Source organism: Sporosarcina cascadiensis, assembly GCF_009650995.1.
Taxonomy (GTDB): domain Bacteria; phylum Bacillota; class Bacilli; order Bacillales_A; family Planococcaceae; genus Sporosarcina; species Sporosarcina cascadiensis.
The window spans coordinates 30964-44475 of sequence record NZ_WHVV01000022.1; the positions used below are offsets into that span (position 1 = coordinate 30964).

Consider the following 13512-nt stretch of genomic DNA (forward strand, 5'->3'; position numbering starts at 1 on the left):
AAAGGGTTTTGTGAAATGGATAAACAGCTTCAAAAGAAAATACCGCTTCCGACTGTCTGGCTCGTCCTGCTGCTCGGCTCGCTGACGGCATTCGGACCGCTGTCGATGGACATGTATCTGCCCGGGCTGCCAATTGTCGCGGAAGATATGGGCGTTTCCGCTTCCCTTGCCCAATTAAGTCTGACTGCTTGCCTGATCGGATTAGGCGCGGGACAGCTTGTATTCGGACCAATGAGTGATATTTACGGCAGACGCAAACCCCTCATCATTACGTTAATCGTCTATGCGGCGGCTTCCGTCATGTGTGCGTTTACGGTAAACATCTGGGCATTCGTCTTGCTGCGTTTCATTCAGGGAATGACGGGTGCAGCCGGCATCGTCATTGCACGGGCATGTGCGCGGGATCTGTACATAGGTAATGAATTAACGAAATTCATGGCAATGCTGTCAATTGTCAATGGTGTAGCACCGATCATGGCGCCGATTGCTGGCGGAGTAGTATTGAGCTTCGCGTCTTGGCAAGTGGTGTTCTTCATATTAGGGGCAATTGGCTTAGTAATGTTTCTGGCGACTTCCTCCTTCCTGCCGGATACGTTGCCGGTCGAACAGCGTGCAGAAGGCGGCATGCTCGCTGTCGTCAAAACATTCGGCGGCCTGCTGAAAGACAAATGGTTCATGGGTATCGCACTGACCCAGGGCTTCATCATGTCGAGCATGTTCGCCTACATCGCAGGATCGCCGTTTGTGCTGCAAAATATCTACGGTGTATCACCTCAGCAATTCTCATTATTTTTCGCGCTGAATGGTATCGGCATTATTATTGCCGCCCAAATTACAGGGCGTCTGGCAGGCAAGATCCACGAAGTGAAATTTTTGCGTACAGGCGTCATGATTTCCTTCACCGGCAGTCTGTTTCTATTAGTAGCCGTCTGGAATGAATGGCCGCTTGCATTAATGGCGACTGCATTATTTCTAGTCGTATCAAGCGTCGGAATGGTCTCCACATCCGCTTTCTCATTGGCCATGCAAAGCCAGGGGAAATCAGCAGGAAGCGCCGCTGCGTTCCTCGGTCTCCTGCCGTTCATCGGCGGCGCAATCGTTTCACCACTAGTCGGCCTGGCCGGAGATTTCTCCGCCTGGCCAATGGGCATCATCATCTTAATCTGCAGCACAAGTGCACTGGTTATTTATTTGACTATTGTGCGGAAAGCATTTCGTGCGCAAAATGTATAATTAATTGCATGTTGAAAATTCTTCCTAGTTGATTGTGGCGGAAGACGGAGCAACGTTATTCGCTTGGCTCAGCCACGCCCTCCGGAAAGCTTCCCCGGCTGGAGCCATAATCAACGATACGCAACTGCCACACCAACCCTTTTTAATTCAAATTTCCGAATAAATAGGGCATGATAGAGTGAGAGTCTGATTACAATTTCGAGAGGTGGATGGAAAGATGGAATATCGTATTGAGCATGACACGTTCGGAGAGATCAAAGTACCTGCAGATAAGCTTTGGGGAGCACAGACACAGCGCAGCAAGCAGAACTTCAAGATTGGCGGCGAACGAATTCCGCTTGGCGTCATCCAAGCATTTGCCCATCTGAAAAAATCGGCAGCCATCGCGAGCCATTCATTCGGCAATTTATCTGAAGCGAAAATGAAAGCAATCAAAGCGGCGGCAGAAGAAGTCATCGAAGGCAAATGGGACGAACACTTCCCGTTAGTCGTCTGGCAGACAGGCAGCGGCACGCAATCGAACATGAATATGAACGAAGTACTCGCAAACCGAGGCAACCAGCTGCTTGAGGAATGGGGCGAGGAAGACCGTCTGCATCCGAATGATGACGTAAATAAATCGCAGAGTTCCAACGATACATTCCCGACAGCACTTCACGTGGCGGGCGTTATCGCAGTCGAGCGTGAAGTAGTGCCGGCGATCGATAAATTAAAGAAAACATTGCACCAGAAATCCGAAGACTTCAAGGACATCATCAAAATCGGCCGTACGCACTTGCAGGACGCGACGCCATTGACACTTGGTCAGGAAATCAGCGGATGGCATGAAATGTTAGTGAAAACGCGCAGAATGCTGGAAGAGAGCGTTGATTCCATGAAGGAACTTGCAATCGGCGGCACAGCAGTCGGAACAGGGCTGAACGCGCCGGCTGGATTCGGTGAAAAAGTGGCGGAAGAAATCTCGAAGTCTGTCGGCATCGAATTCACTTCCGCAGCGAATAAATTCCATGCGCTGACTAGCTATGATGAAGTCGTCTACACACATGGCGCGCTGAAAGCATTGGCTGCTAATTTGATGAAGATCGCCAATGACGTGCGCTGGCTGGCAAGCGGACCGCGTTCGGGTATCGGTGAAATCACGATTCCAGAAAACGAGCCGGGCAGTTCCATCATGCCAGGGAAAGTGAACCCGACGCAGAGCGAAGCATTGACGATGGTCGTGACGCAGGTCATGGGGAACGACGCGACAATCGGTTTCGCGGCAAGCCAGGGGAATTTCGAGTTGAACGTCTTCAAGCCGGTCATCATTTATAACTTCCTGCAGTCTGCGAAACTGCTGGCGGACGGCATGGTCAGCTTTAATGATAACTGCGCGGTCGGAATTGAACCGAATCGTGAAGAAATTGACAATAAGGTGAAGAATTCCTTGATGCTCGTTACAGCGCTGAATCCGTACATCGGCTATGAAAATGCGGCGAAAATCGCGAAGAAAGCCCATAAGGAAGGCACGACGCTAAAAGAAGCGGCGCTTTCTACAGGTTTATTGACAGAAGAGCAGTTTGACGAATATGTCGTTCCGGGCAAGATGACAGGCAATCAATAAGTTGTCATAAAATTGTGCGTCCGTTTCCCATGCTTATTTTGTATACTGGAGACATTACGTCTATACGAAGGAGTCAGGATCAGACATGAAAAAGAAATTGCTCGCTGGACTGGCGGCGCTGACTTTGGCGCTGGCGGCATGCGGAAACGGTGCCACGGAGAAACCGGCAGAAACGGATCATTCAGACGTACAGGCGAAGGCAGAAGCTGGCCATACGGAGCATTTGCCGAACGGCGATTTGCAGGAAGTCACTGCATCAGCTGACGTCTTGCCGTCGTTTTTGGATGATAAGCCGGAGGATATGCGTCTGATTTATCAAGTGGCCGGGAAAGCTACGGAAGTTCTAGAGTATATGCCGTGCTATTGCGGCTGCGGAGAAAGTGCAGGCCATAAAAGCAATATGAACTGCTTCCTCGATGAAGTGCGCGAAGACGGTTCAGTTGTCTGGGACGACCACGGCACACGCTGCCAGGTCTGCCTGGAGATTGCTGTGAAATCTGTGCAGATGAAGCAGGACGGCAAGTCGATGAAAGAAATCCGTGACGCGATTGATACGGAGTACGGCGGTGGTGGGTTTGCGAAGCCGACTGATACGCCGATGCCGGTTTGATTGGAAAATAAAAACTGCAGAACCGCTCTGGTGAGTGGAACTGCAGTTTTTTTATATGGATGGAAAGGTGCGCATGCTCATTGAACTCCGCCAAGCGCTCATTGCACTGCGGCCGTTGCTCATTGAGCGGACGGCAATTGATCATTGGACATGCGTATATGCTCATTGACTCCGGTTTCGCGCTCATAGGACGTTGCGCCGCGCCAAATATTCTTCCAGCCCCTGTCTCCTCAACTTACAAGCTGGACAAGTCCCGCAGCCTTCAGCCGGAATGCCGTTATAGCATGTGAGTGTGCGCTGCCGAATGAAATCAAACGCGCCGAGCCGATCGGATAATTCCCAGACGCCCGCTTTATCCAGCCACATCAATGGCGTGTGGATGACGAATTCTGCGTTCATTGCCAGATTGAGAGTGACATTCAGTGATTTGACGAACGTGTCCCGGCAGTCCGGATAGCCGCTGAAATCAGTTTCGCTGACACCTGTAATGATATGGCGGGCTTCAATCGTCTGCGCATAGACCGCCGCGAATGAAAAGAACAGATGATTGCGCCCGGGCACGAATGTGGACGGCAATTCGCCTGCATCTTCCGTAATTTCTATATCTTTCCGTGTTAGTGCATTAGCTGATAATTGATTGATCAATGTCATGTCGAGAACTTTGAATGAAACACCGAGTTCCTCCGCAATGCTTCGCGCACACTCGATTTCTGCATGATGGCGCTGCCCGTAATCAAATGTCACGGCTGCGACTTCCTTAAATTGTTTGATTGACCAAAACAGGCAAGTGGTGCTGTCCTGGCCGCCGCTGAAAACAACGACTGCTTTTTCTTGTTTCATTTGTAATTCACTCCTAGTTTTTTTTAGAGGGATTTTTCGAACCTCTTTGTTTCGCAACTATCATACCATAGAAGCAGTAACAATCAGGTTCGTTCGTTTCATTGGAAAGGAAGAGGGGTATGATATAATTTACTTATAATTAAGCGGGAGGGGATTCGGTTGATTCGTTTTGTTCAATTTGAAGATCAATACATATCGCAGATGGCTTCGCTGCTGGCGGCGAGGCATCAGGATGAACGTCAGCGTTTTCCATTTTTGCAGGAACGGTTTGAAGAGCAGGAAAAAGCGGAAGAACGTTTGCGTGAAGAGATGGCGAAGCCGTATACCGGCGGCCTTGTGACGCTTCGGGATGAGAAGGTCATCGGGTATCTGCTGTATGAATACCGCCAGGATGCGACGCGGGGGCGCATGGTGTATATCGGCTATCCGTCGTTTGTCATTCATGAGGACGAGCATCCGCGGCTGGCGCGTCTGATGTACACAGAAGCAGGCGCAGAATGGGTCCGAAACGGTTATCTTGAGCATGTGGTGGACGTCCCGGTCGGCAATGACGAATTAATTTTCGAGCTTCTCGAGCAGTCGTTTCATTTCGAGCAGCGTTTTGCTGCGCTTTCATTGGAAAGTTACCGAGCACAGCCGGGGGAGAACAGCCTGGTGGCGATGAAGGAATTGGTTTCTGAGGAGCAGTCGCTGCTGGAGAAAATGGCATCCTGGAACAGCATGCATCAGGCGAAAGCACCGGCATGGAAACCGATTACGCAGGAAGCACTCGATCAGGAACGCTCCGTGCTGAAATCATATGAAGGTAAAGAAGGATCGCGCAGCTGGGTGGCGGAGCAGGACGGCGTGCCAGTCGCGTTTCACCTGTATACACCTGCGGACGACAGACATGCGATGACAACGCCGGGGAATGCGGCGGCGCTCATTCAGGCTGCAACGAATATCGATATGCGCGGACAGGGTATCGGCAAGTCGATTGCCAATCACAGTTTCACGCAAATGAAAAAGGCGGGCTATGAATACATCATGACGGACTGGTATACGGCAAATCATCTGGCTTCTTATTTCTGGCCGAAGCTCGGATTCCGCTGCTATCTGATCCGCATGGCGCGCACGGTCGATGCACGGATCGCCTGGGCGGACGGACAATGAGCGGCGTAAAGTTCGTCTCTTCCTGGAGCGGCGGAAAAGACTCTGCGCTGGCATTTCACCGCGCAGTAAAAGACGGCGGGACACCCGCGATGCTGTGGACGATGTTCGAGAAAGACCAGAGCCATTCCAAGTCGCATGCACTGCCACTGGAAATTGTGCAGGCTCAGGCAAAGCAGATCGGTATCCCGCTGATGATCCGCAAAGCAGACTGGGCGGGTTATGAGACGCAATTCATTGATGCCATGCGTGTCTGCAAAGCTCACGGAATTCCACAGGCCGTTTTTGGAGACATCGATTTGGAGGATCATCTGCTGTGGGTGCAGTCCATGTGCGCAAAGGTCTGCATGGAAGCGTTGCATCCACTGTGGGAAGAACCGAGGCGCAAACTGCTGGAGGAATTCATTGCGGAAGGATTTGAAGCATATATCGTGGTCGTCAATACGAAAATGATGCCCGCTGAATTTATTGGCAGGCGCTTTACGATCGGGCTGATGGAAGAACTTGAGGCGCTCGGCATTGATAGCTGCGGCGAATCGGGGGAATTCCACACGGTAGTGGTCGACGGGCCGATTTTCAAAGAACGAATTCCTTTTGTGATGAATGAAACGCTTGAAAAGGACGGGTATATATTTTTAAAATGTGAATTGGAAAAAAACACAGCCGCAGGGTAATTGAGGCTGTGTTTTTTTATGTTTCCAGCTTTTTAGCATCCTCATAAACAGCAGGTGCCGCGTGAAGCCGTATATGCTCCAGCATCTCCGCAGATCCGGCGAAACGGACTGTCTTTGCCCGTCCGTCCGACCATTTGCGCCTAAAGCGTTTTTCATTGATCGAATAAGTGCCGTCTTCCAGCGTTTTCGCGACTAACAGTGTTTTGTTGAATGGCGACGCAGAATGGGTATGAATTAACTTTTTGATGCGGTTCAGGTCTTCCCAGCCGACCACGTCAGGTTCGAATGCATAGCGCAATGCCCATCCGTTTTTCGTCCGATGTTCGCAGACGATGGAGCCGCGTTCAGTTGTTTCGGTACGCAGCCGGTAGCTTCCTGACGGAGAACTGACCGTTTCGCCGTCTAATGCAATCGGCGCCATCGGCAGATTGTTGCCCGAACCGCTGTCGAGCAGGTAGAGAGTCCTTCCGTATTCGAATAAATTCACTGTATGGGTCCGGTCCAAAATCCAGCCATTCTCGTCGGCCACTGTAGCTGCAGCAAATGAAACGTCAAATCCTAATTCTTTCAAGACGATCTGCAGCAGGCCGTTCAGTTCATAGCACACTCCGCCGCGGCCCCGTTTCACCATTTTATCCAGTAAAAAGGCTTCGGTGACCGATTCTTCATTCTTCAGTAAGACATCCAAGTTCTCAAACTCGAAAAGCTTAGCGAACAGTGTCTGTACCTGGCTGATTTGGTCAAGGGGAGAGCCCGTCAGCTCCAGCTGATCAATAATTCGCATGAAAGATCCTTCCTTTCCGGCAGTATGATTACTTCTTATCTTAGCATTCCGAGCCGAAGTGTTCTAGCCGGCGCGAAGGCGCAGGGCAATATGCACTCCTTACAGTGACTCAATTATCTTTTCAGTAATTACTGCTTTTTCCCCATCCCTCTTCAGTGCTGTTACACCCGCCGCCAAACCAAATGCCAGTACAGTAATTATCAGCAAAGGCCGTATGCTTTCCGTTAAAATCCCACTGCCCCCGCCAAAAATAATGGCAAAGTAACCGTCTGCACCGTACGTAGCCGGCAAAAAAGCCGCTGCTTCTTGATAACTGTTCGATAATAACTCACGTGAAACTAAGACTCCTGATGTGACGAGCTGCAGGGACAGAGCAAGAATATTGAAGACCATCCCCAAATTACCGAATAAAAAGACGAAAACTTGCGCGAAGGTCAAGAAGGCGAGGAAGAGGACGCTTTGAAACAGATAAATCATAGCAAATGATTCTTGGCTGTTGATGCCAAATAGTTTCATCAGGCTGATTGTCAATAGAGGAAGCAAGAATGCCACCGCCAGATTGATGATCTGCCTGCTCCAAAATAAACTCCACTTCGGGTGCAAAGATCGAATGGATGTGGCAGCTTCATTAATTTGCATGATCATGACCATTGCTCCGACAAATGAGCTGATGATGACCATCAAAGGTACAAGGTTCGCGGAGAATTCTTCTACGTTGTTCGTTTTATGAACTACCGTTTCTGCAGGTTCCGAATCAAGCGAACCGATTGCGGAGACTGTTTCATTTCCAATCAAGTGTGCAATGGGCGGGTCAAGCGGCATTTGTGCAATGGCCTGCGTGATTCCTGATGACATGGCTGTCTTCTGTATAGAAAAAAATTGTTGATTCAGTTCCCGGCTCACTTCCTGCGCAGTTTGCAGCATCATAGTTTTCGTGGCGGATGCGGTTGCCTGATTAATCCAGTAGTCTATGGAAGGCGTTTTGCCTGCTTGGAGAGAAGTAGAAAAGTCGGCGGGAATTTGAATAATCATATGGACGGCACGCTCATTTAATTCCCCGGCAGCTTGTTCGAGATCGGAATATTCTTTTATTCGGAAAGGAACGGCCTGTTTAAGCTGTTCCGCAAATTGCATATCCTTGTTAGCATCTTCATTTACCAACCCAATGGACAAGTTCCCCGCACGCTTTTCTACGTCATGATAAGCCGTCAGCCAAACGGAGAAGAATATTACTTGAAACAGAATGGCAGCAGCGATTCCTATATAGGTTCCCTTTACTTGAAAAAGTCCTTTTAAAGTCTTCATAATTAAATCCTCCTTTTGAATGTAAGTACTTACTTGCATATATAATAAAATTTTTTCTAGGGAGTTAAGCCCCTAGAAAAAATGGAGACGCTGGTTTGCAGTAAGCTCTGAATATCTAAGCTTGTCACAGTTTTCCCTAATCGTATATGGGAAATAAAATGACCGAAGTTTAATGCAATGAAGGAAAGAGCAATTTCCTCTTCATTCAAATCGATAGTTTTCCCTCTGTTCTTCATCTCGGCGAAATACGAAATCAGCTGTTCTTTAAGGGCACGGGGAACACTGCCGAGCTCTTCATCAAATTCAGGAAATGCGCCCGCTTCTTTAAACGCGATTAAGACGAGATCTTTGATCGGCAGCATGGTTTGAAAATACTTTTTTGAGAAATGAAGTAAATCTTTCTCCAATTCATACTGAACGTCGAACTGAATGACGTTTTCAAAGACTGGTCCATAAGAGAATTTGTCAATAATAGCTCTTAAAATACCCCGTTTGCTCCCGAAATGACGAAATACGGTGACTTCATTGACCTCAGCAAGCTGGGCAATCGAACGTGTGGTGGCAGCGGCATAGCCTTTTTCGCTGATTAATTGAACCGCAGCGTCCAAAATACGTTCAGATGTATTGCGCGTGGGCAAAAAATCATCTCCTATGTATGTAAGTGATTGCTTACATACTATCATAGGCGAATGAGGATGGCAAGACAGCTTTTCTCATTTCTAAAATGGTTTTGCTATTATGCGCAAAAATTCTGAACTCTCCCATTGACCTATTTACGTACATTCCAGATATTGCTAGAATGATAGGAGAGTGAGGAGGAATTATATGAAGAAACTTTTGCAAATTGCGGCCTGGACAGGACTTTTACTGCTGCTGTCATTTACCGCGGGAGCACCGGGTCAGGTGTCCGCGAAAGAGTTCAAAGACGTGCCGAAATCCCATCCGAACTATGAGGCCATTCAGTCTATGCAAAAAGCAGGCTACATCAACGGTTATCCAGATGGATCGTTCCGCCCGAATGAAAAGATTAGCCGCAAGCACGTGGCTAAACTATTGAATGAAACCTTGAAACTGAGAGAGCCTTCTGCCGCAAAAGCATTTTATTCGGATGTTCCGAAAAGCCATCCGTATTACACACCGATCATGAAGTTATCACAGGCGGGTATTGTCAGTGGATCGAATGGTAAGTTCAATCCGGACGCGCCGATTACAAGAATTCAGATGGCGAAAGTGCTGGATTTAGCGTTTGACTTTAATATGACGGCACAGCATGCATTCGAAGATGTATACAGCAGCCATTGGGGGTATACACATGCGAATGCGCTCTATTCAAGCGGTGTAGCAAAAGGGGACGAGGGGAAGTTTCTACCTAATACCGCTGTCACACGTGCACATTATGCAGAGTTCTTAAATCGTTCAATTAAGGCGGTTCAGGAACGTCCAGACACAAAGGCTGTAACGAAGGAAAAAGCATGGGATTTGTCCAACCGTCTTCCGCATCTTACGGAAATGACGTTAATCGAAGGCAAGCGCAATAAGCAGTCGTTCAATACGATCCGTCCGAAATTACTTGCCTATGCAACGAAGGAATTCACAGACGGTCTGCTGAAAGACGATTATCCAAACGTCTGTACAGAGTGTGATTCATTCTTGTTCCCGACACTTCGGTTCGAGCCGAAAATTCGATTTGATTTCAAGCAGCCTGCACCTGAAACATTGCATGTCCAGACAATAGAGCTGTGGGACGGTCTGGCGCATGGCGGATTTGTCGACTATAAATTTAAAAAAGAGTCAGGCAAGTGGAAGCTGGACGGCTATACGTATAAAATGGCCGGCTCAAAGAATTTTCAATTAACAGCCGATGAAGCCAAAAAGCTTTTGATAGAATCTTATATGAGCAACGGTGCCCGTTATGTCAATGTCAATTATGTATCTCAGAGATCCGATAAAGATACCGATTATTTCACGAAAAAGCCGTTTACTTACACTGTCTATAAGTTCGCTGTAGAGACGGACAAAGGCCGGGAAAATGTGGAGGTTCATTCATCTAATGGGAGGTATGACTGAGCGGAGATGAACTGGCGGGCTGTTTACTCACAGCCTGCCTTTTTGGGTAAACCCAAAAAGTACTTCGCGGCCAATTGCCGGAAGTACTGCAATGATTTTTAGTCTGGAACAAAACCTGGAGGCTGAAGCCCTCAGGTTTCGTTAGTCAGTTACTCACATCAAATGCGGTCCCAAAAACGCTTTTTTGCAATCGCTCCAACAAATTGTTCAGGGAAATCCGAGTTGCCCGCAGCTAGCACGATGCCGGGCGCATCTTTTTTCAAAATAAATGTTTCCAGGCCGGTCGCTACACCGATCGGCTTTAAATGCATGAACTGCATGCGGATGAAATCATGAAGATGCTGGTCGAACATCATCTGATTGGCCGATTTTCCACCCGCCACGTAAATTGCGTCGTACAAGGCCGGGTGCGATGTCAGGAAGGACTTGGCAGGCATCAGCTCCGTGCCGTCATCGCCCTTCACAGGCCCCAGTTTTTCGGAAATCACTTCGATCAGGACACCACTTTTATTGAGTATATCAAGTGTGTTCTGCAGTTCTTTTCCATTAAAGCCGTCTCCGACCAAGACACCGACTTTCGATGTCGCCGGGGAGTGCGGAGAATTCAGCTGGCTGAGCGAAGGATAGTTCTTGTCCGTTTTGACCTGCTTGTTCTTCGGCGGGTTAACCCCCACGTTTTCAGCAATCCGGGCAGCCATCTCCTCATCTACATTTGCCCACATCTCCACGTTCTGCTGACGTATTTCCTTATTGTTGACGCCACCGATATGGAAACTGAACGATTCGACCAGATCATCCTTCTCTGGTTTGCTCAAGCTGTTCCAGAAAATTCGTGCCTGCGTAAAGTAATCTTCGAATGAATCGCTCGGATGTTCCCTCGTGACATGCCCTTCGACTTTGCCTGGATAATTTTCATAGCCGCCTTCTTCCGGCGGGACTTCAGCAGGCGTATTGCCGGCCATCGAGTTATTATGGTAATGAACGGTACCCGTATCAATCGGCACTTTGTAATGACCGTCGCGGAGATTATTATTCACTTCCGAAATTGGGCGGTTGACCGGCAGCTCTTCATAGTTCGGTGTATTCTGACGATATAATTCCGTATCACGGTAAGCGAATGAACGGCCCTGCAAGACGGGATCATTCGAAAACTCAATGCCCGGTACGAGATTCGACGGGTTGAATGCAGCCTGTTCTTCTTCAGCAAAGAAATTGTCGACTAAGCGGTTCAGTGTCATTTTCCCGATGATCTTCAGCGGAACTTCTTCTTCAGGCCATAATTTCGTATCATCAAGAAGATCAAAGTCATATTTGAACTCATCTTCTTCGGCAATCAGCTGCACGCCCAGTTCGTATTCAGGGTAGGAACCCGTTTCAATCGCCGCGATAATATCCCGTCTGTGGAAATCGGGGTCTACACCGCCGATTAGATTGGCTTCATCCAGCTTCAGGGAGTGAACACCCAGTTTCGGTTTCCAGACGAATCGGACGAATGTCGACACACCTTTATCATTAACGAAACGGAACGTATTGACCGGATAGCCTTCCATCATTCTCCAGCTTCTCGGACGTCCGCGCATCGACATCAGCCACATAACCATATGGGCAGACTCCGGATTGTTGACGACATAATCCCAGAAATTATCATGGGCGACTGTCGCCTGCGGCAGATCCGTTTTTGGATTCGGCTTAGCAGCATGTGTCACTTCCATGAATTTCATTGGATCAGACATTACGAAGACAGGGAACTGCAAGGAAAGCGAGTCATAGTTTCCTTCTTCGGTATAGAATTTCACCGCAAATCCGCGGATATCGACTGCTGTGTCCTTTGAACCTTTGCTGCCGACAAAGTTAGAAAAACGTACGAAAAGAGGAGTCTTCTTACCTGGTTCTTGCAAGAAATTTGCCATCGTGTATTCTTTCATAGACTCATAGAGCTCGAAATCTCCATATACGCCAAATCCTCTTGCGTGGACAACTTTTTCAGGAATTCGTTCACGGTTGAAATGTGACTGCTTCTTATAAAAATGAAAATCCTGCATGAGAAGAGGGCCGCGTTTTCCTGCACGCAGGGACTTTTGGTCATCAGAGACTTTGTTGCCGCTTTCTTCAGTCATTTGCTTATCAGGACCGTTGTTTTCATGACGATATTGTTCCAGTTGCTGATCCTTTTGGTCTTGCTTATTATTTTTCTGATTCATCCTGTCATCATCCTTTTCTGTAAGAATTTTTGATTTCAAAACCTGTCAGATAAGTTTTCCTGCGTATGTCCATCGATACCATACTTCCCCGGAATTGCTGTCGCTAAACAATAAAAAAGCACTCCCCCGACGTGCAGCAGGGAAGTGCCGTTCATTCTTATAGATAGTTTTGGATGGCGTCGAGCAGACTGTAGCCGCCAAGGAATACAGCGATGAGAATGACTATCGCCCCAATGATGTTGAGGAGCACCGTATTGCGATGATTGCCCAGCAATTTCTTATTGTTCATGATAATGAACAGATAAATAGCGACGATCGGAAGAAGAATTCCGTTCAGTGCCTGTGCAACAAGCAATACATCAAGCGGATTGAAGCCGATAGCAGAAGTAACAATTCCGATGATAATAACAGCGGCAAAAACCATTTTGAACTTCTTGTTCTTCATGCCGCCTTCCCATTTCAACACGCTGCTGATAGCGACTGCTGCACCGAGAGGGCTGGCTGTCGCGGAAGAAAAGCCTGCTGCAAAAATCCCGATTGCAATGAATGTTTTCGCCCATGAACCGAATAATGGTTCCAGCTGATAGGAAAGATCAGCAACACTTTTCACATCCATTCCATACATCGTGGTTGCTGCTGTAATCAGCACGGCCGCTGTAATTAAACCGCCGATGCAAATGGAAATAATCGTATCCCAGCGAGCTTCTTTCAGATCACTCGCTTTTGTCCAGCGTTCTTGCACCATAGAGGAATGAATGAAGAAATTGTAAGGAACTACCGTCGTTCCAACGAGTGCGATAATCATGATAATAGAGCCGGCAGGGATAGCGGGAATCACAGAACCTGCGAATACCGCGCCAAGATCCGGTTTGACGACTATCATCGTTGTGATGAACGTCAGACTCATGATGACCACCAGCGTAATCATCAGTTTCTCGATTAGTTTATAGCTGCCTGATAAACCGAGTATCAGAATCGCAATCCCGATGAAAGGGCTTACAACATTGGCTGGAATATTTGTCAAGGTAGAGATGCCTAATGAGGTA

12 protein-coding genes and 1 riboswitch are annotated in these 13512 nt (G+C 48.1%); of the genes, 6 read left to right on the top strand and 6 right to left on the bottom strand.

What is annotated here, in order from left to right:
• The first annotated feature begins 15 nt into the window (after positions 1-15).
• The 3 genes from GDZ68_RS16600 (at position 16) to GDZ68_RS16610 (ending at position 3446) form a co-directional block, all read left to right on the top strand.
• Complete coding sequence (locus GDZ68_RS16600; protein ID WP_153723433.1) at positions 16-1233, top strand: multidrug effflux MFS transporter; 1218 nt, start codon at positions 16-18, stop codon at positions 1231-1233.
• A 217-nt stretch (positions 1234-1450) separates the two neighbouring features.
• A complete protein-coding gene (fumC, locus tag GDZ68_RS16605; RefSeq protein WP_153723434.1) occupies positions 1451-2836 on the top strand; it encodes a class II fumarate hydratase in 1386 nt (461 codons plus the stop codon).
• Between the two features lie 85 nt (positions 2837-2921).
• A complete protein-coding gene (locus tag GDZ68_RS16610; RefSeq protein WP_153723435.1) occupies positions 2922-3446 on the top strand; it encodes a PCYCGC motif-containing (lipo)protein in 525 nt (174 codons plus the stop codon).
• A 183-nt stretch (positions 3447-3629) separates the two neighbouring features.
• Here the strand turns inward: GDZ68_RS16610 and queC are convergent, their stop codons facing one another.
• Complete coding sequence (gene queC, locus GDZ68_RS16615; protein WP_153723436.1) at positions 3630-4286, bottom strand: 7-cyano-7-deazaguanine synthase QueC; 657 nt, start codon at positions 4284-4286, stop codon at positions 3630-3632.
• Between the two features lie 7 nt (positions 4287-4293).
• Positions 4294-4337, bottom strand: a riboswitch (PreQ1 riboswitch).
• Between the two features lie 108 nt (positions 4338-4445).
• On the opposite strand from queC, the gene GDZ68_RS16620 reads away from it, so the two are divergent.
• Together GDZ68_RS16620 and GDZ68_RS16625 are read left to right on the top strand one after the other, a co-directional pair.
• A complete protein-coding gene (locus tag GDZ68_RS16620; RefSeq protein ID WP_228551145.1) occupies positions 4446-5438 on the top strand; it encodes a GNAT family N-acetyltransferase in 993 nt (330 codons plus the stop codon).
• Entirely contained in the window at positions 5435-6109 is a 675-nt protein-coding gene (locus GDZ68_RS16625; RefSeq protein WP_153723437.1) for a Dph6-related ATP pyrophosphatase, read from the top strand. The genes GDZ68_RS16620 and GDZ68_RS16625 overlap by 4 nt, the downstream gene beginning before the upstream one ends.
• A 16-nt stretch (positions 6110-6125) precedes the next feature.
• Here GDZ68_RS16625 and GDZ68_RS16630 read toward each other — a convergent pair whose 3' ends face one another.
• From GDZ68_RS16630 to GDZ68_RS16640, 3 genes are all read right to left on the bottom strand, one after another.
• Positions 6126-6893, bottom strand: a complete 768-nt coding sequence (locus GDZ68_RS16630; protein WP_153723438.1) for an arylamine N-acetyltransferase family protein — start codon at positions 6891-6893, stop codon at positions 6126-6128.
• A 99-nt stretch (positions 6894-6992) separates the two neighbouring features.
• Positions 6993-8198: a YhgE/Pip domain-containing protein gene (locus tag GDZ68_RS16635; RefSeq protein WP_153723439.1), complete on the bottom strand. Its 1206-nt coding sequence runs from the start codon at positions 8196-8198 to the stop codon at positions 6993-6995.
• 56 nt (positions 8199-8254) lie between these two features.
• The gene (locus GDZ68_RS16640; protein WP_153723440.1) at positions 8255-8836 is read right to left on the bottom strand and encodes a TetR/AcrR family transcriptional regulator; all 582 of its coding nucleotides are present in this window, start codon (positions 8834-8836) and stop codon (positions 8255-8257) included.
• 187 nt (positions 8837-9023) lie between these two features.
• Between GDZ68_RS16640 and GDZ68_RS16645 the strand changes: the two genes are divergently transcribed.
• Positions 9024-10265, top strand: a complete 1242-nt coding sequence (locus GDZ68_RS16645; RefSeq protein ID WP_153723441.1) for an S-layer homology domain-containing protein — start codon at positions 9024-9026, stop codon at positions 10263-10265.
• A gap of 158 nt (positions 10266-10423) precedes the next feature.
• Here GDZ68_RS16645 and GDZ68_RS16650 read toward each other — a convergent pair whose 3' ends face one another.
• Complete coding sequence (locus tag GDZ68_RS16650) at positions 10424-12466, bottom strand: catalase (RefSeq protein ID WP_153723442.1); 2043 nt, start codon at positions 12464-12466, stop codon at positions 10424-10426.
• Between the two features lie 157 nt (positions 12467-12623).
• A partial coding sequence (locus GDZ68_RS16655) for an Nramp family divalent metal transporter (RefSeq protein ID WP_153723443.1) occupies positions 12624-13512 on the bottom strand: 889 nt, incomplete at its 5' end.